The sequence below is a fragment of the Parabacteroides leei genome (assembly GCF_023369805.1).
Lineage (GTDB): Bacteria > Bacteroidota > Bacteroidia > Bacteroidales > Tannerellaceae > Parabacteroides > Parabacteroides leei.
In genome coordinates this window covers 228,167-250,333 of record NZ_JAMBQG010000006.1, presented here as the reverse complement: position 1 = coordinate 250,333, position 22,167 = coordinate 228,167, and the positions used below count along the sequence as shown (strand labels likewise).

The window sequence follows — 22,167 nt, the reverse complement described above, 5'->3', positions numbered from 1 at the left end:
ATTAATGATTCGTTCCTTCAAAGAGGTCGTGATCTTCCTTCTTCTGCGAAGATTTTGCTTTAAAGTTATTGAAGGTGTAACTTAACGTCAGAGTAATAAGCGGATAATTCGGACGGATGCGAGTAATCGATTGCAAGTCGGATGTGGTGATCTTACTTACATAACGGGCCGAGTTGAAAACGTCACGAAAAACCAGTGTAGCCGAAAGTTTACGTTTCATCAACTGCTGACGGACCGCCAGGTTGACATACCAGAAAGCATCCGTACGTCCCTGAGTAGTAACAGAAGGCCCCACAAAGTTTCCATCCAATTGGACACGGGTGGATTTACCCAGATCAAAAGCATTGTTCCAAATAATATCGTAGTTGGTACTTTTTTCGTTCGTGCCGTTCAACTTATACTGGTTCTTTACTTTATAATGATACAGGCTACCGTTCAGATTCACATTCCACCAATGGGTCAACTGCACCTGGCCGCTCAGTTCCAGCCCGGTCGAATAATCGTGACCGACATTGGCCATAGAGTCGAGCGTTACACCTGCTTCATAAGGGACACGCAGACGTTCGATCTTATCTTTACGGCTACGATGGAACACTGTGGCGGAAACGGTATGTTCGCCTATATTCTTCTTATAGTTGAGTTCAAAGGAGTTAATGTATTCGGAACGGATATCCGGATTACCGATCTCCGCAGAGTAGTAATCGCGATAAGTAATATAAGGTTCCATAAAGAAAAGCTCCGGTCGCGTGATACGGCGTGAATAGGAAGCCATCAGTTTATGATCTTTCGGGAAAGTATATCCTAAATGAACTGAAGGGAAGAATTCGAACTTATTATATTCACGATCCTTGCCGGGGATAGAACTACGAAGCACACGGTGTGTATGTTCCCCTCTTACCCCTGCCTGAAAATCGAATGATTTATAACTATCCCCCACAATAGCATAGATCGAATTGATCCCGTGCTGGAAATAGAAGGTATTATAAATATCATCGCGCCAGTAGAATTCTTTTTTCTCCGGACTCCAGAACTGCATGCTGTAATCGCCATCCTCCAGATAAGAAAAATATTGGTAACCGGCTTCGATATGTCCGGTCTTGCTATACGGATAGATGTAATCAAGGTTCCCACGCACCGTCCAACGATGTTCGTCTTCCCAGGCACGGTGACCTTGTTCACGTTCATTCTTTTTATTGAACAGGTCGCTCTGGAAATATTCCATGGCATCGCCACCATATTTGAGGTAAAAGCTACCGGTCAGTTGGTGACCTTTATCATTGAATTTATGATCGAAGCCTACGTTTCCCTGGAAATATGTTTCGTGGAGATCGTAATCGTCGCGACTGTAATAATCGCCGTTAGCAAAAGGTTTATCATCGACTACACGTTCTTCGGTATAATCCAGGTCTCCTTTGCGGGTACGTCCGCCGTAGCCACCTTCCAGATCTACATTGAAGGTTGTGTTAGGTAATGTATACATCCAGCCGGCTTTCAGAGAATAGTTGAAGTTATTACTTTCGCGTGGACCGTTGGAATGTGATGTCGTTGCTGTATCGGCTACGATCGTTGTCTTTTCCTGATCGAAATGGCTTTTACGCAAACGGTCGGTCCATCCACCTCCGAAATACAAACGGGAAGCTTTGTTCTGCTGGGTTAGTAAGAAGTCTACCCCCCGAGAGAGAAAAGTACTTCCGGTCAGGTTGACCATACCGCTGAACCCATGTTGTGCATGCTTCTTTGTAATAATATTGATGATACCCACATCGCCTCCCGTATCATGCCGCGCAGAGGGCGTTGTGATGATCTCTATGTTTTCAATATGTCCGGAAGGTATTTGTTCCAAAGCCTGCGTACCACTGAATACACTTGGCTTTCCGTCCACATAAACTGTAAATCCTGTGCTTCCGCGGAAGGATACTTCCCCTTCTGCATCTACACGGATAGACGGTGTATTCTCCAAGATATCGACAGCCGTACCGCCGCTTGCCAGCATATTCGACGAAGCTTCGATCACTTTCTTATCCAGTTTGTATATTACCTGCTTCTTTTGGGCTACCACTTCAACCTCTGCCAGGCCTACTTCCAGCGGATTCATGGCAATCGTACCCAGATCGACCACTGAAGACGAAGAGGATAAGACAATATCCGGCCGGGTAAACAGGTCGTAACCTACCAGACGGATCATCAGGCTATATTCACCGTTTTTTACTTCTGCAATTCCAAAGCTACCATCCATATCGGGTAAAGCATGGAACACAGGATTAGTATCTCCTTTCTTAAAAAGGAGAACATCTGCAAAATCTAATGGCTTATTGGTCCCGGCATCCACAATTTTTCCCTTAATACGGGATATCGGAGCAGCAGTTGCAGACAGAGACACACACAATAAGGTCACAATGAGATAAAAACACTTCTTCATTTCTTCACATCAGTCAATTGTTAACAAGTCACGAAGATAGTATTTTCATCACTTCTTTGCAATTATTCAGGCTATTTCTCTAATAAATGCAGATATTTGCCATATCCCTCCTCTTCCATTTTATCTTTGGGAATAAACCGCAGGGAAGCACTATTAATGCAATAACGTAATCCACCCAGTTCGGACGGACCATCGGTAAACACATGTCCCAAGTGAGCATCACCTGTATGACTGCGCACTTCTACCCGTGTCATTCCATGGGATTTATCGAGGTTTTCCTTTATCAAATTCTTGTCGATTGGTTTAGAAAAGCTGGGCCAACCGCAACCGGAATCGAATTTATCGGCAGATATAAACAAAGGTTCTCCTGTGGTAATATCGACATAAATACCTTCGCGGAATTCATTCCAATATTCGTTACGGAAAGGATGTTCGGTTGCGTTCTTTTGGGTTACGGCATACTGCTCGTCCGATAATGTCTTACGCAAAGTGGCATCATCCGGTTTCTGGTAAGTAACCCCTTTGACTGCATGGACATTCGCTTTTTTGGCATACTCAAACAATGACGGATCGATATGACAATATCCTCCCGGATTTTTATCCAAGTAATCCTGATGATATCCCTCTGCTTTATAGAAATTAGACAAAGGCTCCACTTCGACTACAATCGGTTTCTTATAGTTTACGGACAAATCTTTTATTACCTGCACTATTATTGGCAAATTATTTTTGTCAGTATAGTAAATTCCAGTACGGTATTGTGTACCTCGATCACCTCCTTGGCGATTCAGGCTGGTCGGATCGATCGTCTTAAAATAGAGGTCTATCAGAAGTGCAAGGTCTACTTCCTGTGGATCATAACTTACTTTTACGGTTTCGGCAAAACCTGTATCACCTGTACAAACTTGCTGATAGGTCGGATTTGTCGTATGACCGTTGGCATAACCCACTTCTGTACTTTTCACACCGTTGATCTGTTTCATGAAATGCTCTGTGCCCCAGAAACAACCTCCTGCAAAGTATATTTCACTTAGATTCTTCATTGACATATCATTTTGTTTATTTGATTTTTTACTTGTTTCATTTTGTGCATTACACATAAATACACCACTTATCATTAATACTAGAGCTATAACTACATTCTTCATAAATCTTGAATATATATGATTTGTATTCCTATTCTCTGAAAAGAATGTTACACACAAATATAAAACAAAAATTAGCCCCGAAAGGTTAACAATCCCCGGATATCTGATAATTTAAAATAGATAAAATGATAGGAATAAAAGGAATTACGCGGAGAGAGCGGGATTCGAACCCGCGAAACCCTTTAGGGGTTTACACGCTTTCCAGGCGTGCCTCTTCAACCACTCGAGCATCTCTCCTTTTGGGAAGGTTGGAGAAGGACATACAGCCCTCCATAAAATAAAAAAGCAGCTTTTATGCTGCTTTGCGGAGAGATAGGGATTCGAACCCCAGGAACCTCTCGGTTCAACGGTTTTCAAGACCGCCGCAATCGACCACTCTGCCATCTCTCCAATAAATCAAAATTAACGCCAAAACCTTTTCCAGTCTTGCTTTTCAATGCCTTGGCCTCTCTTGTTTACGGGTGCAAAAGTAGAGAAAAGAATAATACGTTCCAAATATTTAGGAACTATTTTCTATATTTTTTTCTTTTTCAATTGATACAAAGCTTCCTCATATCATTTAAGTTTCTTATAATCTTAGTATTATAAGTTACAGATCAGTTCGCGTTGCTTTTCAAAAAATAGTATTCGTTGTCTTTCTCCACTTACCGAAATCATAATAGAAGAACGGATCAGCGCACGTAGCCATTTGCGTAACTTATCGTAAGTACCTTCATCAAGCGAAGCTACCGAACTGAGTATAAAGGTTTTTATCATACTTATATGATAATTTTTCACCTGTACACACCAATAACTAGTATCAAAATTAACGCTCGATATATAAAGAAAAACTTTATTTCCGGTCTCCTCAAAATAGCCATGGGTAGCTAGTGCTTCCATTTCATTGAGAAGCCTCAACAACTCTTCTTTCAGCAATCTTACTTCTTCAACTGTAATCAGATGGATGCTCTGAAAATAATTGATATCATTCACCAAATAATGAAAAATCAAAGGATCAAGTATGTAGTAAGTATTCCGGATGTATCTCGACTCGCCTACCCCTGCCAACTGTATTCCTTCAAAACGTTCCGTTACATCAATGTCCTGAAAACGTTTTGACTTTCCGGGACCTCCACACTGATACATCCACTTGAAAAGATAAAAACGGGAGATATACTTATATTTCATATAGAGTTGTTGCGGAAGGATATTCGTACAATCGATTAGTTCAGATTGCTCATCCTCACGTGCCAAACCAAGTATATCAATATATTGCTCAAGCATTTCGTAATCGATATCGACCGGATTTACAAAGTCTACCAGTTTTAATTGAAACGGTTTGCTTTTTGCTGTTACCGTACCGATCAGATTATCTAAAGAAATTCCGAATTCATTCGCTATTGTGACAATCTCTGCAAATGTAAAAGCGACCTCTCCTCTTAAACGCCTGTAAACAGCCTCCTTTTCGATACACAACAAATCGACTAGTGTATTCACAAGGACTGTTCTCTGGGGGATTTTCTCTCTGACCGCATTGAGAAGATTATCATACAAAAGATCCTTTTTCATGCCACAGAATTATAAGTTTTGATATTAATAGACTCACCGTTTTCTCACGCAAAGATAAATAAGGAACTTATAAAAATGACTCTTAATAACCTGACAATAGGACAATTGCCATCTAAAAAAAGACTAATAAAACAAGTAGCCTTTGAATTTGGGCGACCCTATAAAATGGGGTTCCTTCGTTAATAATACATAACCCTCTTCACATAAAAGTTTATAAAGTATTTATAATTACATGCTGCTCCTCAAATTTGCAACTATGATCCTATTGGGAATCTTTTCCCGTATTACATTCAGGATAGTATCAGCATCATTTTATCTATATCAAAACAACTAAAAGATTATAGTTTATCATTTTTAATGACAGAAATCGTAACATTTTCAAGAAGGCTCCCTAATTCATCAAAATAGGCGGTAAATAAATTCCTACTTTTTTCAGTTTGCTATTTATATATACTTAAATACTTGCTATCAGGCGTCTTTTATCAAAAAGATCGCAAAGATTATCGCGAACCAGTAATTATAAAGCGGTAAAAAGGGGATGCTGCTTTAAAGGGCTGTCCGTTTTGATAACAGGTTGTGAAATCTACAAAACGGCGGCCCTTTTTCTTTCATAGATTAAAAGACATTGTTTATCTTCGTAAACTAAAATTATACAACACATGAATATCAATAAAATATATCTATTCATATTCTCACTGTCTCTCCTACTTTCTTCCTGTATCAAAGAGAATGGAGACGAAAGCTCCATTAACTACGTCAATATCAACGACCAAGTCCCTCCATTTGCCGTAGAGGATGCCCAAGAGGAAACATTCAACTCTAAACAGTTTCTCGGCAAAGAGTCTTTACTGGTGTTTTTCGGAACATATTGCCCTGACTGCAAAAAGGTATTGCCAGTGATAGAAGAAGTATGGAAAGAACTAAAAGACGACCCTAAATTTTTATTGGTAACGATCTCACGTGAAGAACCAACCGAAACCGTATCCAGATACTGGAAAGACAATCAATTTACAATGCCTTTCTATATAGATCCTACCCATGGTGACGTTTTCTCTCTCTTTGCCAACAATACAATCCCGCGAATCTATGTTATTAATCCGGATAACAAAGTTGTCTGGATGTCTGTTGAATCTCTGGATATTTCCGCCAAAGAGTTGATTCAGAAGATTAAAGGATCAAAATAGAAGAGTAACCGTATAAAAACAAAAATGTCCGTAAAATTAATCTCTACAATTAATTTTACGGACAACTTTTTATAAGAATGGTGCGTAGAATGAGACTCGAACTCACACGCCGTAACCGGCACTACCCCCTCAAAGTAGCGTGTATACCAATTTCACCACCTACGCGAATGGTGCCCAGAACAGGACTCGAACCTGCACGCCTTGCGACACACGCACCTGAAACGTGCGCGTCTACCAATTCCGCCACCTGGGCCTTTCCATTATATAAAAAAGGCGGCCTCTTACCGCTCTTATTATCTGAGAGCGAAAGACGGGATTCGAACCCGCGACCCTAACCTTGGCAAGGTTATGCTCTACCAACTGAGCTACTTTCGCGATAACGGGTGCAAAGATATAGGTATTTTTTTATTTTCCAAAACCGGAAGATACTTTTTTTATACTAATTTTTCCTTCTTCACCCGTTCAAAATCCTATCTTATTTTAATACAGCAACTTCCAGTTGAAAAAAAATCAGATACAGGAAACCAATTCACTGAACAAAGTTGTCATAACAGCTGCAGCCTTGTTCGCTGCAACGATTACGTCAGCTCCGTCATTCACAAAATCGTCTGCAAAATGATATCCTTCATTCGTGATAACCGACATTCCAAATACTCTTAACCCGGCGTGGCGCGCTACAATAACTTCAGGGACCGTACTCATACCGATGGCATCCCCTCCTACGCGACCATAAAAAGCATATTCGGAAGGAGTCTCAAAAGACGGACCGGTTAATCCGACATATACTCCTTTTTTCAAAGGAATGGCGTGTGAATCGGCAATCTCCTCCACCAAATGGACAAATTCGCGATCATAAGCACGGGTCATATCCGGAAAACGGGTTCCAAACAGCTCATTATTCGGACCGATCAACGGGTTCGGCATCATATTAATATGGTCACGAATGATCATCAGATCACCCACCTTGAAAGTATTGTTTATTCCACCGGCAGCATTCGACACCAACAGATTCTTAATACCCAACAACTTCATTACACGAACCGGAAAAGTTACCTGCTGCATGGAATAGCCTTCATAATAATGGAAGCGTCCCTGCATGGCAAGTACCTGCTTTCCGCCTAACTTACCACAGATAAAGTTTCCTTTATGTCCTGCAGCAGTCGAATGCATGAAATGAGGGATTTTGGCATAAGGAATAACAATAGCCTCCTCTATCCGGTCGGCTAAAGACCCTAATCCACTACCCAGAATAATAGCTGTTTCCGGATTCCCGGTAATACGTGCAGCTATAAACGCTGCCGCTTCCTGATATTGTTCGTTCGTATAGTTCATAATATTTCTATTATCGACACATTGCCATATTGCCGTATCACATTATTTATCGTTTCATTAAATCATAGGCAGTTTGAGCCGCACGTTCTATGATCTCATCTTCACCGGGTACTTTCTTGTTTTGCATCAGGACTTTTCCATTACAGATAACCGTATCGATACAATTACCATTGGCTGCATACACCAGGTTTGAGATAAAGTTGAAGTTCGGAGTAAATGCAGGTATATTCAAATCGACCAAAGATAAATCGGCAAGATAACCTTCTATTATCCGACCTGCTTTAAGACCTGCAATAACAGCACCACTTTCCGTGGCTGAATGAAAGATATCACCGGCTGTAACAGCTTCCGGATCTTTCCGCCAGGCCTTTCCTAACAAAGAGGCTAACTTCATGGCTTCAACCATATCCAGATTGTTAGAGGAAGAACAACCGTCCGTCCCTAGTCCGACTGTAATTCCGGCATTCAGCATTTCATTGTACTTGAAGTGCATACCTGATGCCAGCTTCATATTGGAAGCCGGATTATGGGCAACTTTAACTCCATGATCTGCCAGCATCCTTATTTCATCATTATCGATATAAATACCGTGTGAAATAAGTAGTTTGGGAGATAATACACCCAATTTATACAGATAACGTACCGGCGTCAGTCCGAATTGTTTTACAGAGTTTTCCACTTCTCCTTCCGTTTCCGCCAGATGCAACTGAATCAAAACATTATGTTCTGTTGCAAAAGCATGCACCCACTGTAGTAATTCACCGGAAACAGTATAAATAGCATGCGGACCGACAGAAAACTGAACACGCTTGCTGTATCTGTCCATCTCGTCATAAAGCTTCTGGACGGTCTTTTTACTTTTCTCTGCCAGTTCCGGTTGAAAGTGGTCAAAGCAGGCACTGGAAATAACGCCTCTGATACCCATCTCTTCTACAGCCTCTGCGGTTGCATGAAACTTATGGTACATATCAAAAAAAGTGGTTGTCCCGCTTTTTATCATTTCCAGACAAGCCAGTTTGGCTCCCCAATAAACATCCTCTTTTGTCAGCTTGGCTTCGTTAGGCCATATCTTTTCTTCCAGCCAGGGCATCAGCGGCATATCGTCACCAAAACCACGAAACAAGGTCATTGCAGCATGACCATGTGTATTCACAAAACCGGGAATTACGGCTTTACGACGACCGTCTATAACAGTATCGGCTGTTACAGGAAGATTTGCGCCTATCTGTTTGATATATTTGTTTTCTATATAAATATCGGTAGCAATTCCATTCAGTTCAACCTCTTTAATCAATATATTCATACAAATTTCGCTTTCATATTCTTTATCTTCTCATCGCGGATACGTGCCAGCAAGTCTGCTTTCTTATCACGTTTTACTGCCGCATAAGCACAACTTTCCTTTACTTCGACTACGCCGAGATCATCTTTCTCCAAACCGCCTTTCTGGAAAAGAAAACCGACAACATCCTTTTTACTCAGCTTGTCCCGTTTACCGCGGTTGATCGTCAGTGTTACCCATTCCGAACGAAGAGGTTTCCTAGCCTTCTCCGGCAGGAAAAATTCATCCGGTTCACGGGTGATATATTCAGGGACAGTTTCCACTTCGTTCAGGATCATAAAGGCATTTCCTTCCGCATTCATACGGGCCGTTCGTCCGTTTCGGTGGATAAACGCCTCTTCATTGATCGGGAGATGATAATGAATAACATTTTTCACTTCCGGAATATCCAGTCCACGGGAGGCCAGATCGGTGGAAATAAAGACGGAAGCACTGCCATTACGGAAAAGCGACAAAGCCCGTTCGCGTTCCGGCTGTTCCATACCACCGTGGAAATATTCATTATCCACCCCCATCTCGGTCAAGTAATTGCTGACACGTTCCACCGACTCACGCTGGTTACAGAACACCAAAGCCGATTCGCCTTTCAGTTCGCCCAAAAGTTTGTATAGCGTTTCCAGTTTATCCTTGATTGGAGATTGTACGATACGCAAAGTCAAGCCTTTCGCTTCCTTTACACCTGTCAGGAATGACAAACGTACCGGTGCCGTAATACCGGTAAAAGGCGGTATTTCGACAGCTTCCGTTGCCGAAGTCAACACCCTGCGACGCACGCCCGGAAGGTGTGCCAGAATGTCTTTCATCTCATCCTGAAAGCCTAATTCCAGAGACTTATCGAACTCATCCAGAATCAGTGTCCGGACAGTATCCAAATCGATATTACCCCGTTCCAGATGGTCGAGGATTCGTCCCGGAGTTCCGATCAATACGGTCGGCGCATGTTCCAGACTCTTCTTTTCCGTCCGGATCGGATGACCGCCATAACAGCAATTCACCTTATATCCGGCACCCAGAGAACGGAATACCGTCTCTATCTGTAAAGCCAGTTCACGCGACGGAGCGATGATAAGCGCTTGTATCTTTTTCTCCTCGTCAGTCAATGTAGTAAGCAAAGGCAGCAGGAATGCCAGGGTTTTACCTGATCCCGTCGGACTAAGCAAAACCATATCTTTGGTTGTACCGGCATCGAGCACGGCCTGCTGCATTTCATTCAACGCCTCGATACCTGTATTCGATAAGGCACGGGCTACAATCTCATTTTGTGTCATTTATATTCTTTATAAAATTCGGCAACCGATTCAATCCCTTTATAGAAAAAGTCCAACATGCAACTCTCGTTAGGAGAATGAATAGCGTTCTGTTCGAGCCCGAAGCCCATCAGGACGGTCTTTATACCTAATACCTGCTCGAAAGTGGAGATAATAGGAATACTTCCTCCACGACGTACAGCCAGCGGCTTCTTTCCGAAAGCAACCGTACAAGCTCTCTCCGCTGCCTGGTAAGCAGGCAGGTCGATCGGACAAACATAACCCTGTCCACCGTGTTTCGGTGTGACTTTTACCTTAACACAGGCAGGAGCCACTTGGTTTATATAATCTTCGAATAGCTGAGATATTTTCGTATGATCCTGATGCGGAACCAACCGGCAGGAAACTTTTGCATAGGCTTTCGACGGCAACACGGTCTTGCTTCCTTCTTCCGTATAACCGCCCCAGATACCACAGATATCGAATGACGGACGGCAACTGTTCCTTTCCAACGTCGAATATCCTTTTTCACCGAACAGGGCATCCACACCGATCGCGGCTTTATATTTTTCTTCATTGAACGGGATCTGTGCGATCATCTCCCGTTCTGCCGGAGAAACTTCTTCTACATCATCATAGAATCCGGGGATCGTGATACGTCCGTCGGCATCGATTATATCCGCCATCAGTTTACATAATACATTGATCGGGTTAGCTACTGCCCCACCGAAATGACCGGAATGCAAATCACGATTAGGACCTGTCACTTCGATTTCCCAATATGCCAGGCCACGCAGGCCGGTTGTCAATGAAGGTGTTTCGGCACTGACCATGCTGGTATCGGATACCAGGATCACATCTGCTTTCAACAATTCTTTATGTTCGCGGCAGAAGGTTTCCAAGCTGGGAGAACCGATCTCTTCTTCTCCTTCAAAGATAAACTTCACATTACATTTCAATAAATCGAGTTTCAACGCTGTCTCAAAACCTTTCACCTGCATCATCGACTGGCCTTTATCATCATCGGCCCCACGTGCCCAGATACGGCCATCGCGTATTTCCGGTTCAAACGGCTGGCTTTTCCACAACTCCAACGGTTCGGCAGGCATTACATCGTAATGAGCATAAACAAGTACGGTCGGAGCATCCGGTGAAATAATCTTTTCACCATAAACCACCGGATTTCCTTCTGTGGGCATAACTACCGCTTTGTCCGCACCGGAAGACAACAACAACTCTGTCCACTGTTCGGCACAAGCTTTCATATCCGGTTTATGTTCGTGTTTTGCACTGATTGACGGAATACGGATCAAGCTGAACAGCTCTTCCAGGAAACGATCTTTATTGGATTCTATATACGATTTTACTGTCATAAAACTGGAGATTTAATTTTAAATTTAACGTTTTTATTTAGGGTTACAAGTTTACGAATAAATTACTTAAATCTACCTTTTATTGTCCTATAAAATATATCAGAATGTTAACTTTCCATTCCTATGTTTACTGGAATCTACTGCCACCAAGTGCATGGAACAGGTTAATAACCCCTTGTATTTTATCAAATTGATCCTGCGCCTGTACTAATTCCGCATCCAATAAGGACTTTTGTGCAGTCAATACTTCCAGATAATTCGTAGAAGAATATTGCATCAATAACTCCGTTTTATGTACAGCTTCCTGTAAAGCACCAACCTGCTGCTTCCCGATCTCTATCCTTTGTTGGGCAACCTGCCACTGCACCAGAGCATCGTTAACTTCTTTTCCTGCATTCAAAACAGATTGTTGAAATGAAAGAGAGGCCTCTTCCTGCCGCGCTTTCGCCACTTTCAGATTAGCGATATTCGTACCTTTATTAAATAATGGTTGTGTCAACGATCCTACAGCACTCAATAACAAACTACCGGGATTCAGAATCACACCGCTACCGTTATTTGTCCATCCGGCAGTACCGGAAAGCATTATGTTCGGATAAAAAGCAGAGCGTGCCGCATTGGTTGAATAAAAAGCCTGCATCAGGTTAAATTCCGCCTGCCGAATATCGGGACGATTAGATAAAAGCTGCAAAGGAACCCCAATCTTTAGTTCTTCCGGAAACGACTGTTCCTCCAGCGTCTTCCGTTCAATCGTTTGTGGTGCCATAGCCAGTAAAACAGACAAACTATTTTCCGTTTCACGGATACTTTTCTGTATGGATAGAATAGAAGCTTCGAGTGCCAAATGATTTGCCTTTGCCTGAAGGATAGCAGTATCATTCGATTCCCCTGCCCGTTTCAATGCTTCCAAAGTCTTTACCGTACGTGACCAACTTTCCAATGTTTCTTTATTGATTACAAGTTGTCTGTCCAACATCAACAAAGTATAATAACTATTCGCGATGGTAGACACCAACTGTGTCTGTACAGCCTGTTCATACGCACGGCTTCCTTCAAGTGCAGCTTTCGCTCCTCTTTTCGCATTCGTTACTTTACCAAAAACATCTATTTCCCAACTTGCCGACAAAGCTAAATTATACGTCTTACCAGGAGCAGTGCCATCGAAGCTGCTAACTCCGCCCTCCGGATTCAATGATAAAGAAGGAAGATAGGAAAGACGGGCATTCATTAGGACAGCTTCGGCTTCCTTCACCCGCAGATGAGCGATATTCAGATCGGTATTATACTCCAACCCCCTTTCGATCAGGTTCTGTAATAAATTATCCGTAAAAAGTTCTTTCCAGGAAAGAGAAGCGACTGTCGTCGTATCTTCCACTGTCATATCCCGATACAGTCCGTCCGTATTAACCTCCGGACGAGAATAAGGTTTATATATCCTGCAACCTGTCATCAGACAGATTGCAAGACTTAAAATAAATAACTGTTTCATACTCACTTTTTCTTTCCTATTTCTTCTAATTCCGTTTGTATAGACCAGTCGGCATCCCCCTTAGAGGTTTGTATCGGTCTGACTTTCTCCTGTAGATATTGAAATACAATAAAAAGACCCGGGACAAGGAATAATAAAGCCAACGTTCCGACAAGCATGCCGCCTACCGCACCGGACGCCAACGAACGGCTTCCGTTTGCACCTACCCCATGCGCCACCATTAACGGCAACAGGCCAAATACCATTGTCAAAGCCGTCATCAGGATCGGACGCAAACGAACTTTTGCAGCAGCGAGAGCAGCCTGCGTCAGTGACATTCCTGCTTCCCGGCGTTTAGTCGCATATTCCGTCAGAAGAATAGCAGTCTTAGCCAGCAATCCGATAAGCATGATTAATCCGGTCTGCATATAAATATCATTTCCCAATCCAAACAGCTGGGCAAACAGAAAGCTGCCTAATAATCCGCAAGGCACCGAAAGAATAATTGCGAACGGAATAAGAAAACTCTCATATAAAGCACTTAATATCAAATAAACCAACAAAAGGCAGATACCGAAAATAATAACGACATTGTTAGTCGTCTTGCTTTCTTCACGTGAGATACCTCCGAATTCATATCCGTAATTCTTCGGCAACACCTGATCCGCCGTTTCTTTAATGGCCTGTAATGCATCTCCCGAACTGTAACCGTTTGCCGGTGAACCGTTGATCGAGATCGAATTATAGAGGTTGAAACGCATTAAATCCTGCGGGCCATACGTTTTCGTCAACTTCACAAACTGGCTCAGCGGTGCCATTTCCTCACCGACCCTTACATAAAGATGGTTCAGCGACTCCGGTGTGACACGATATTCAGGATCTGCCTGGATCATCACACGGTACAATTTAGAGAAACGGTTGAAGTTGGATACATATCCACCGCTATAATAGCCTGAAAGCGTTTCCAATACTTCACCCGGAGAAATTCCTGATTGTTCGCATTGGGCGGCGTCGATATCTACCCAATACTGTGGATAGTTTGTCTCGAAAGCAGAATAAACGGCTTCAATCTCGGGACGTTGGCTAAGTGCGGCCACAAAATTATCCGTTACTTTCTTGAAAGCGTTCAAATCACCGGCAGTCTTGTCCTGTATGTAAAGTTCAAAACCGCTACCCATACCATAACCAGGGATCATCGGTGGCGTCATAGCGAATATCTGCGCATCCGGAACTTCAGTCGACAAACCATAAATCTTATTCACTACATCGACTGCAGACTGGCCTTCTTCCTTTCGCTCGTCCCAATGTTTGAGCGAAAGAAAATACATCCCCATGGAAGGTCCCGAACCGGAAAATGAATAACCTACCACATTGGCATTGTATTCTACCTCAGGGATCCCTTTAAGCTGTTCGTTCATCTGCTCCATCACCCGTTGAGTCTGAGGCAGAGATGAGCCCGGCTTGGAGTTCATGCTGATCATTACAGTTCCCGTATCTTCATCTGGAATCAGTCCTGTCTTGGTATGTTGTACCAGAAAAACAAGTAAAACAAGTGCAGTCACCAATGTACTCCACATCAGCCAACGACGTTTGACAAACAATAATACTCCTTGCACATAACGTTTGGTCATCACGTCAAAAGCTGCATTAAACGCTTTACGGAAACGGGCAGCAAAATTATCCTTTACATTTCCTGCTTCATCTATATAAGGAGTCAATAACAATGCACAGAGTGCCGGAGACAATGTAAAAGCATTGATTGCCGAAATACCGACGGCAACAGCCATTGTTATACCGAATTGGGTATAGAATGCTCCCGAAGTCCCTCCCATCATAGACACAGGTATAAATACAGCCATAAAGATCAAGGTCGAGGTAAGAATAGCCGAAAAGACTCCTTTTATTGCATCATTCGTTGCCATATAAGAGGATTGATATCCCACATCGAACCGCGCCTGGACAGCCTCGACCACCACTATCGCATCATCCACCACCGTCCCAATGGCCAATACCAGGGCAAACAATGTCAATAGGTTGATCGAGAACCCGGCTACCGACATAAAGGCGAACGTACCGATAATGGAAACAAAAATTGAAATAGTCGGGATCAACGTAGAACGTATATCCTGCAAAAAGACATATACTACCAGGATTACCAGCAAGATAGCCTCCAACAACGTTTTTATCACCTCATGGATCGAAGCATACAGGAAACGGTTCGTGTCATTCAGTGTTATAAACTCCATTCCTTTAGGAAGATCACTGCTTATCTCTTCCAGTGTGGCATCGATTTCATTAATGATAATTGAAGCATTCGACCCGGCAGTCTGAAACACCATTGCCAGTGCAGCCGGATGACCATTCACCTCCGTTGCATAATTATAAGCCTCATCTCCCAGTTCAATATCAGCAACCTCACGTAACCGTAACACATCGCCCCCCGGCAAAGAACGTATCACAAGATTACCGAACTCTTCCGGCGTAGAGAAACGTCCACGATACTTCATGGTGTATTGATGGGTATTATCATGATTCTCTCCGAATGCTCCCGTAGCTGCTTCGATATTCTGTTTATCCAATACAGCCGAGATATCTCCCGGAACCAGTTTATACTGTGCCATCTTATCCGGTTTGAGCCAGATACGCATACTATAATTGGAACCGAATTGCATAACCTGCCCTACTCCGGCAATACGCTTGATGCGCGGTTCCACATTAATCTTCATATAATTATTGAGGAACTGGCGATCGTAAGCATCGTCCGGTGAGTAAAGAGCAAAAGTCTTCAACTCAGCGTTCTGCTGCTTCATGGTCGTGACACCGATCTTAGTTACTTCGGCAGGCAGTAAACTCAACGCCGTAGAAACACGGTTCTGCACATTCACTGCCGCCATATCTGCGTCGCTTCCTTGTTTGAAAAAGATATTGAGGAACACATCGCCACTATTTGAAGCCGTGGAAGTGATATAGTTCATATTCTCCACCCCATTGATTGCTTCCTCCAACGGAACAATGACACTTTTCTGAACAGTTTCAGCATTGGCTCCCGGATAATTGGTAAAGACCTGGATCGTAGGAGGTGCAATATCGGGATACTGCTCGACAGGTAGCGTAAACAAAGAAATAATCCCCATCAGAACAATTGTTATGGAAATGACAATCGACAAGACGGGACGGTCTATAAAATATTTTAGGTTCATACTTTTTTATTTTATTGTTTTTCGGTTTCTTTGACAAGTATCTCCATTCCGTCTTGCAACAATCCGACACCTTCGCTGACAATCCGGTCGCCCGGCTGAAGACCTGAGCGAACAATATAGTCAGTACCGTCGTTCAGCTTTTCTATCTGTAGCTGAACAGCGGAAAGTTTTCCGTTTTCCTGCACTTTGTAAGCAAATACTTTATCCTGTAATTCATAGGTAGCAGACTGAGGAATGACAATCACATCATCCATTTTATAAGGAATAACGACATTACCGATCCCGCCACTGAATAACATACGGTTTTCGTTCGGAAATACGCTTCGTACCGATACTGTTCCCGTCTGCTGGTTGATAACCCCGCTGATACTTTCGATATGTCCGTTTTCCTCATAGATACTTCCATCATTCAACTGCAGTTCGATCGACGGCATCTGCTTTATCGTTTCGTCCGGCGAACCATACTGCCGGATCAATGCCCGGAGACGATTTTCTGTCATAGAGAAATAGACATACATTTGTGAATTGTCCGATACAGTGGTCAGCGGTTGAGCCATCGATGGATTAACCAAAGCACCTGTCCGGTAAGGAAGTATCCCGACAATACCATCTGACGGACTTTTTACTTCTGTGTAGGAAAGGCTGTTACGGGCATTCACCTCTTGCGCCCGAGATTGCTCCAATCCTGCGGTCGCAATAGACAGTGCATTCCGAGCGGTCGATAGCTCATATTCCGAAATAACGTTTTCACGGAACAATTCCTGTTTGCTATCGTAAGTCAGCCGGGCTGTTTCCACTTGTGCTTGTGCTGCATGTACATTTGCCGTCGCTGTTCTTAAAGCAGCCTGGTAAGGAACCGGATCGATAACAAAAAGAGTTTCGCCCTTCTTCACTTTTTCGCCTTCCTGAACACAAAGCCGGAATATCGTACCCGACACTTGCGGATAAATTTCAATATCCTGTCGCCCCCGTATAGAGGCTGAATAAGATTCTTTGATTTCCGCCGGAGCAGACGTCACGGTTAATACTGGATAAGCCTGATGAAACTCCCCTTCTTGTTTATTCTTGCAAGATATCAGAAACATAAAGCAGAGAATGGTAATAATTAGAAATAAATTTTTCATACGGTTACTAATTTGAACAATCTTTCATTATCTGGAACTATCTCCGGTAACAACTGATTTACCGGAGCGCAAAGATATAGTTTGTCGTAACCTGATCACATATCATAATCCTGCCATATCGGGTACTTTTCAATACAAACTAAAGAGGGATTCTAAAAAAACATACTATCTTCGCGGAGAAGATCCGAATAAAATATGACAAATATAAAATACGCTTTACACCGACCAGGAAACGAAAATGCAGCCGGAATAACCGACCTGAAAGAAAGTATAGGACATCCGTTGGATCCAAACTGTTGCACAATCCTGTTATGTACGGCGGGGATGGCTACTGTCTCTACCAATTTTCAAAAGCGGATAATGAAAAAAGGAGATGCAGTCTTTATCTTTACCGATATAGTATTCGTTACGATCGAAGTTTCAGATACATTTTCCGCCCTGTATGTTTCGCTTTCCGAAGAAGTGATGGAAGAAGTCTTTTATAAAATTACTCCTACTTCGTTTTGGTATTTTATATATGACCACGTTATTCTCCATCTATCGGAAAATCAATTTATGCTACTGCATACGTGGTATCAGCAAACAAAATGGATTATTGACGAATGTGCACAAGAATATAAACTGACGCTGTTACGTAACAACATTCACAGCCTTTTTATGGCTATCGACAGTGAAGCGAAAGAAAAAAATATAGGAATCAACGATCACTACAAAAGAGATCAGACATGGGCTATCCTGGGAAAGTTCGCCAGTCTGTTAGCTGAGCATTGCCATCAACACCGGGAAGTAAGTTTTTATGCAGACAAACTCTGTATAACACCTGATTATCTTTACAAATTAGCTTATAAAGGAATAGAGCAAAGCCCCAAAGAGATAATCGAACAAATGATCATCGTAGAGATCAAAACTTATCTTTCCAATACTAATTTGTCTATTAAAAGCATCGCAGCTGAAATGAATTTCGAAGATCCGTCATATATGTGCCGTTTCTTCCGGAGACATACCGGATCGTCACCGACAGAATACCGGAATATCTACTTAAAATAATACTCACGAAATAAAACCAATAAAAATGGAAACAGAATTAATTTTCGCGACAAGAGAAGATTTTCAGGAGTGGTTAAAGAATTACGGCCAGATAAGCGAGGGTGTCTGGTTATTATTCGGGAAAACAAAAACATTAAAAACATTATCTGCAGAAGAGGCGTTGGAAGAAGCATTGTGTTTCGGTTGGATCGATGGGCTGATTAATTCTATCGATGAGCATAAATACAAAAAGTACTTTTCCAAAAGAAGGAAAGGAAGTAAATGGTCGGAAAAGAATAAAAAGATTGTAGAAAAGCTTATCAAAGAAGGAAGAATGACCGGGTTCGGAATGCAGGCCATCGAAGAAGCCAAAAGAAGCGGAGAATGGGAAAAGGTACGGGACAGAAATGTTACCGATACTCAAAAGTCTGAGTTTGAATCCTTGATAAAGGACTATGATCTGGCTTATGCTAATTATCTTACGACAGCAAAGTCGACTCAAAATAATTTTGTCGGTTTCTACTTTGAAGCAAAAAGAGAAGACACCCGCCTGAAAAGATTAGAGAAAATAGTCGGGTTATTGGAGCAGAACAAAAAGTTAATGTAAAAAGGATATTCTTTTCATGCATTGATGTTTGGCATTTACCCGATATATATCGTACCTTTATCGGAATTAATAAACCTTGAATTTTACAATCATGAAAGAATCGTTCGATTATTCAAAAGTACCTTATGATTTTGGTCTGTGTGCAGCCGAGAACTGCCCGAAAGCAACAACCTGTCTACGCCAGATCGCTTTAAAACATGCTCCGGAAAATATAACTTTCCTGCGAATAATGAACCCAAACACATTAAAGAAGATGAAAGGGACGTGTAAACTCTACCGTCCCAATACCAAAATACAGAATGCAATAGGATTCATGCGTACCGTGAATGCACTGACTCTTCGCGTGGCAGATACCTTCCGACTACGGATGATTTCCTATCTCGGCCGGAAAAATTACTATCTGAAACGTAGAGGAGGATCACCTTTATCACCTGCCGAACAACAATATATTGTCGCTCTTGCCAAGGAGTTGGGAGTAGTTCTGGAAGAGTATTTCGACGGATATGTAGAGTCGTATAATTGGTGAAGTAATCCCATTTCTGTTTCTTCGCAAAGATACTCCGGTTTCCTGCGGTGGAAACGCTAGTTCCCTCGGCAGGAAACTCCAGTTTCCTCCTAAGGAAATTACAGTTCCCTGCTGAGGGAACTGTAGTTTCCAAAGCAAGGAACTACGAGGAAACTGTAATAGATTATATAACAAACAGTAAGCAGATTTTACTATGATTACTTTTTTACCATATTAATCATCCATTTTACGATTTCCGGATCAGTATGAGAGAGAAACAGACTCTTTTTTTGGTCAAGCGTGGTAATAGCCTGCATATCTTCTTCTGATAAGGAGAAATCAAACACTTCCATATTCTCAATCATACGCTCCTTATGAGTAGATTTCGGAATAAGGATTACATCCCGTTGGATCAGATAGCGTAAAGCAACCTGTGCAACCGACTTTCCATACTTTTCACCAATTGTTTTCAATAGTTCATTCGTAAAGAAGTTATTTTTACCTTCTGCAAACGGTCCCCATGACATGACCCGGGTTCCGTATTCCTCCATGATCCTCTGGGGTTCTATTTGCTGATTGAAGACATGTGTTTCCACTTGGTTGACTGCAGGTTTTATCTCGCAGAACTCTGCCAGGTCGACAAAACGGTCAGGATAAAAGTTACTCACTCCGATAGCACGTGCCTTACCCTCTTTATTAGCCTCTTCCATAGCACGATAAGTACCGTAATAATCTCCAAAAGGTTGGTGTATCAGGAGTAGATCGACATAATCACTCTGTAGTTTACGCAAAGACTCATCGATAGACGCTTTTGCCTTTTCATATCCGGCATTGGAGATCCAAACCTTGGTTGTTATAAACAATTCGTTCCGTGGAACACCACTTTTGCTGATTGCACTCCCTACCCCTTCTTCATTAAAATAGGCTTGTGCCGTGTCGATAGAGCGATAACCTACGCTCAAAGCATCCAATACACAACGTTCACATTCTTCAGGTGTCACCTGATAAACGCCATAACCTAAAATCGGCATTTCAATGCCATTGTTTAATTTTACTGTCTTCATAATCTTTAACCGTTTATTGTTTTACTGATACAAAAGTATCTGTTTCCAAATAATCCCGTATTATATAAATAACCGAATAACATACCATTATTACAGATTTCAAATTAATTTATCCAAAACAACCGGAACAAAAAAACAGACTGCCCTAAAATCACTTTCCAGGCAGTCCTTCTTATTGTAAGAAAAAAATAAAAACAGTGGGCTTATTCTCGTCCACCGCCTAAAGCCCGATAGAGATTAATTATACTTTGTATCTCTGTGAACCGATTGGCGGTGTGGGTTAGTTGTGCACTTAATAAACTTTGCCGGGCAGTCAACACTTCCAAATAGGTTGTGTTGCTATACTCCATTAACAGGGAAGTACTTTTCAGGGCTACTTCCAACGAAGCGATCTGCTTTTCCAGGAGGAGACTCTTCTCTTTACTGGTCTGGCAAGCTGTAAGGGCATCGTTCACCTCGCTTCCGGCGTTCAATAACGATTGCTGGAATGAGAGGGCAGCTTCTTCCTGCTGCGCTTTGGCTATACGATGTTGGGCGATAATCTCCCCGCGGGCAAACAGTGGCTGTGTAAGCGAACCAACTGCCGATGCGAGGAATTTGCCGGGGTTGACTATCATCGATCCGGCATTGTTTGTCCATCCGGCGCTACCACTCAGGGTTATCGAAGGATAGAAAGCGGAACGAGCCTGATTGGTGCCGTAAAAGGCAGCTTCCAATGTGCGTTCAGCCATACGTACATCAGGGCGGTTAGCCAACATCTGTATAGGAATACCGGTAGAGATACTTTCCGGGAACTGCTGACTTTCCAATACTCCACGCTCGTAATACCGTGGAGTCTCAGCTAGTAAAAGGGCAAGGCTGTTTTCCACCTGATTGATTTGCTCCTTCAGGTCAAGAACAGAAGTTTGCACCTGATAATACGTAGCTTCCATCTGTGATACGGCCGATTCGTTAGTCAGGCCGGCCTTCATCAGGGCACGGGTAGAAGCGACAGTCTCCTGCCATGCTTCTTCCGTCTGCCGGGTGATGTAAAGCTGTTCGTCCAACATCAATAATGTATAATAGGTATTGGCTATCCCGGCTATCAGCTGCGTACGTACGGCCTGCTGATAATCCTGGCTCTGAGCGTAAAGTGCTTTCGCCTGCTGTTTTGCATTACGCATACGTCCGAAAATATCAAGTTCCCAGCTGGCAGTGATAGGCAACGAATAAGTTTGCGTTGCCTTATGCCCGTCGAAGCTGCTCACCGATCCTTGCGGAGTAAAGGCGAAAGAAGGGAGGAATGCCAATTTAGCCGACATCAGCGTAGCTTCGGCCTCTTCTACGCGGAGTTGTGCCGACTGGTAATTGGTATTATTCTGTAATCCTTGTTCGATAAGTTGTTGCAGTTTCGGATCCGTAAAGAGCTCGCGCCAATCCATATTGCCGAAGCTGACGGTATCCTCTACCATCACTTCCTCGCCATACAATTGGTCGGGAACGGTGGTAGCAGGTTTATATTTACTGTATATGCCGCAACTACTCAGTAGAGCAGATACGGTTGTTAGCAGAATTATCTTTTTCATATTCCTTTTATTTAT

The 22,167-nt window shown here is 42.6% G+C and carries 16 protein-coding genes and 5 tRNA genes; 4 read left to right on the top strand and 17 right to left on the bottom strand.

Translation table 11 applies throughout. The features are described from left to right. Position 1: 1 nt before the first annotated feature. From M1P97_RS11330 to M1P97_RS11310, 5 genes are all read right to left on the bottom strand, one after another. Entirely contained in the window at positions 2 to 2,419 is a 2,418-nt protein-coding gene (locus M1P97_RS11330; protein WP_195371566.1) for an outer membrane beta-barrel family protein, read from the bottom strand. 71 nt (positions 2,420 to 2,490) lie between these two features. After that, complete coding sequence (gene msrB, locus M1P97_RS11325) at positions 2,491 to 3,519, bottom strand: peptide-methionine (R)-S-oxide reductase MsrB (RefSeq protein WP_394803907.1); 1,029 nt, start codon at positions 3,517 to 3,519, stop codon at positions 2,491 to 2,493. A 197-nt stretch (positions 3,520 to 3,716) separates the two neighbouring features. After that, positions 3,717 to 3,804 (bottom strand) — tRNA-Ser (locus tag M1P97_RS11320). A 68-nt stretch (positions 3,805 to 3,872) separates the two neighbouring features. Further along, positions 3,873 to 3,957 (bottom strand) — tRNA-Ser (locus M1P97_RS11315). Between the two features lie 192 nt (positions 3,958 to 4,149). After that, the gene (locus tag M1P97_RS11310) at positions 4,150 to 5,115 is read right to left on the bottom strand and encodes a helix-turn-helix domain-containing protein (RefSeq protein WP_195371578.1); all 966 of its coding nucleotides are present in this window, start codon (positions 5,113 to 5,115) and stop codon (positions 4,150 to 4,152) included. A gap of 659 nt (positions 5,116 to 5,774) precedes the next feature. Here M1P97_RS11310 and M1P97_RS11305 point away from each other — a divergent pair. Beyond that, positions 5,775 to 6,299 carry a TlpA family protein disulfide reductase gene (locus M1P97_RS11305; RefSeq protein ID WP_195371581.1) on the top strand — a complete coding sequence of 175 codons (525 nt, stop codon included), beginning with the start codon at positions 5,775 to 5,777 and terminating at the stop codon, positions 6,297 to 6,299. Between the two features lie 78 nt (positions 6,300 to 6,377). On the opposite strand, the gene M1P97_RS11300 is transcribed toward M1P97_RS11305, so the two are convergent. The 10 genes from M1P97_RS11300 to M1P97_RS11255 form a co-directional block, all read right to left on the bottom strand. Further along, positions 6,378 to 6,464: transfer RNA gene (locus M1P97_RS11300), tRNA-Leu, on the bottom strand. Between the two features lie 3 nt (positions 6,465 to 6,467). Next, positions 6,468 to 6,552 (bottom strand) — tRNA-Leu (locus M1P97_RS11295). Between the two features lie 49 nt (positions 6,553 to 6,601). Next, a tRNA-Gly gene (locus M1P97_RS11290) sits at positions 6,602 to 6,674 on the bottom strand. A gap of 135 nt (positions 6,675 to 6,809) precedes the next feature. Then, positions 6,810 to 7,631: a purine nucleoside phosphorylase I, inosine and guanosine-specific gene (locus M1P97_RS11285; RefSeq protein WP_249389128.1), complete on the bottom strand. Its 822-nt coding sequence runs from the start codon at positions 7,629 to 7,631 to the stop codon at positions 6,810 to 6,812. Between the two features lie 46 nt (positions 7,632 to 7,677). Next, the gene (locus M1P97_RS11280) at positions 7,678 to 8,934 is read right to left on the bottom strand and encodes an amidohydrolase (RefSeq protein WP_195371585.1); all 1,257 of its coding nucleotides are present in this window, start codon (positions 8,932 to 8,934) and stop codon (positions 7,678 to 7,680) included. Continuing rightward, on the bottom strand, positions 8,931 to 10,241 hold the full coding sequence (locus M1P97_RS11275; RefSeq protein WP_195371588.1) for a DEAD/DEAH box helicase: 1,311 nt from the start codon (positions 10,239 to 10,241) through the stop codon (positions 8,931 to 8,933). Before M1P97_RS11275 ends, M1P97_RS11280 begins: the two co-directional genes overlap by 4 nt. After that, positions 10,238 to 11,593 carry a dipeptidase gene (locus M1P97_RS11270; protein WP_249389127.1) on the bottom strand — a complete coding sequence of 452 codons (1,356 nt, stop codon included), beginning with the start codon at positions 11,591 to 11,593 and terminating at the stop codon, positions 10,238 to 10,240. Before M1P97_RS11270 ends, M1P97_RS11275 begins: the two co-directional genes overlap by 4 nt. A gap of 127 nt (positions 11,594 to 11,720) precedes the next feature. Next, on the bottom strand, positions 11,721 to 13,082 hold the full coding sequence (locus M1P97_RS11265) for an efflux transporter outer membrane subunit (RefSeq protein ID WP_394803901.1): 1,362 nt from the start codon (positions 13,080 to 13,082) through the stop codon (positions 11,721 to 11,723). Between the two features lie 2 nt (positions 13,083 to 13,084). After that, complete coding sequence (locus M1P97_RS11260) at positions 13,085 to 16,261, bottom strand: efflux RND transporter permease subunit (RefSeq protein WP_249389126.1); 3,177 nt, start codon at positions 16,259 to 16,261, stop codon at positions 13,085 to 13,087. Positions 16,262 to 16,272: 11 nt separating this feature from the next. Next, a complete protein-coding gene (locus M1P97_RS11255) occupies positions 16,273 to 17,385 on the bottom strand; it encodes an efflux RND transporter periplasmic adaptor subunit (RefSeq protein WP_394803900.1) in 1,113 nt (370 codons plus the stop codon). A 195-nt stretch (positions 17,386 to 17,580) separates the two neighbouring features. Here M1P97_RS11255 and M1P97_RS11250 point away from each other — a divergent pair, with 195 nt between their 5' ends. From M1P97_RS11250 to M1P97_RS11240, 3 genes are all read left to right on the top strand, one after another. After that, positions 17,581 to 18,432 (top strand): helix-turn-helix domain-containing protein, encoded by an 852-nt coding sequence (locus M1P97_RS11250; protein ID WP_195371597.1) that lies wholly within the window; start codon positions 17,581 to 17,583, stop codon positions 18,430 to 18,432. A 25-nt stretch (positions 18,433 to 18,457) separates the two neighbouring features. Further along, positions 18,458 to 19,018, top strand: a complete 561-nt coding sequence (locus tag M1P97_RS11245; RefSeq protein WP_195371599.1) for a YdeI/OmpD-associated family protein — start codon at positions 18,458 to 18,460, stop codon at positions 19,016 to 19,018. A 91-nt stretch (positions 19,019 to 19,109) separates the two neighbouring features. After that, positions 19,110 to 19,544: a DUF6078 family protein gene (locus M1P97_RS11240; RefSeq protein ID WP_195371601.1), complete on the top strand. Its 435-nt coding sequence runs from the start codon at positions 19,110 to 19,112 to the stop codon at positions 19,542 to 19,544. 197 nt (positions 19,545 to 19,741) lie between these two features. Here the strand turns inward: M1P97_RS11240 and M1P97_RS11235 are convergent, their stop codons facing one another. Both M1P97_RS11235 and M1P97_RS11230 read right to left on the bottom strand, forming a co-directional pair. Beyond that, positions 19,742 to 20,587 carry an aldo/keto reductase gene (locus M1P97_RS11235; protein ID WP_249389125.1) on the bottom strand — a complete coding sequence of 282 codons (846 nt, stop codon included), beginning with the start codon at positions 20,585 to 20,587 and terminating at the stop codon, positions 19,742 to 19,744. Between the two features lie 203 nt (positions 20,588 to 20,790). Beyond that, positions 20,791 to 22,152: a TolC family protein gene (locus tag M1P97_RS11230; RefSeq protein ID WP_249389124.1), complete on the bottom strand. Its 1,362-nt coding sequence runs from the start codon at positions 22,150 to 22,152 to the stop codon at positions 20,791 to 20,793. Between the last annotated feature and the right edge of the window lie 15 nt (positions 22,153 to 22,167).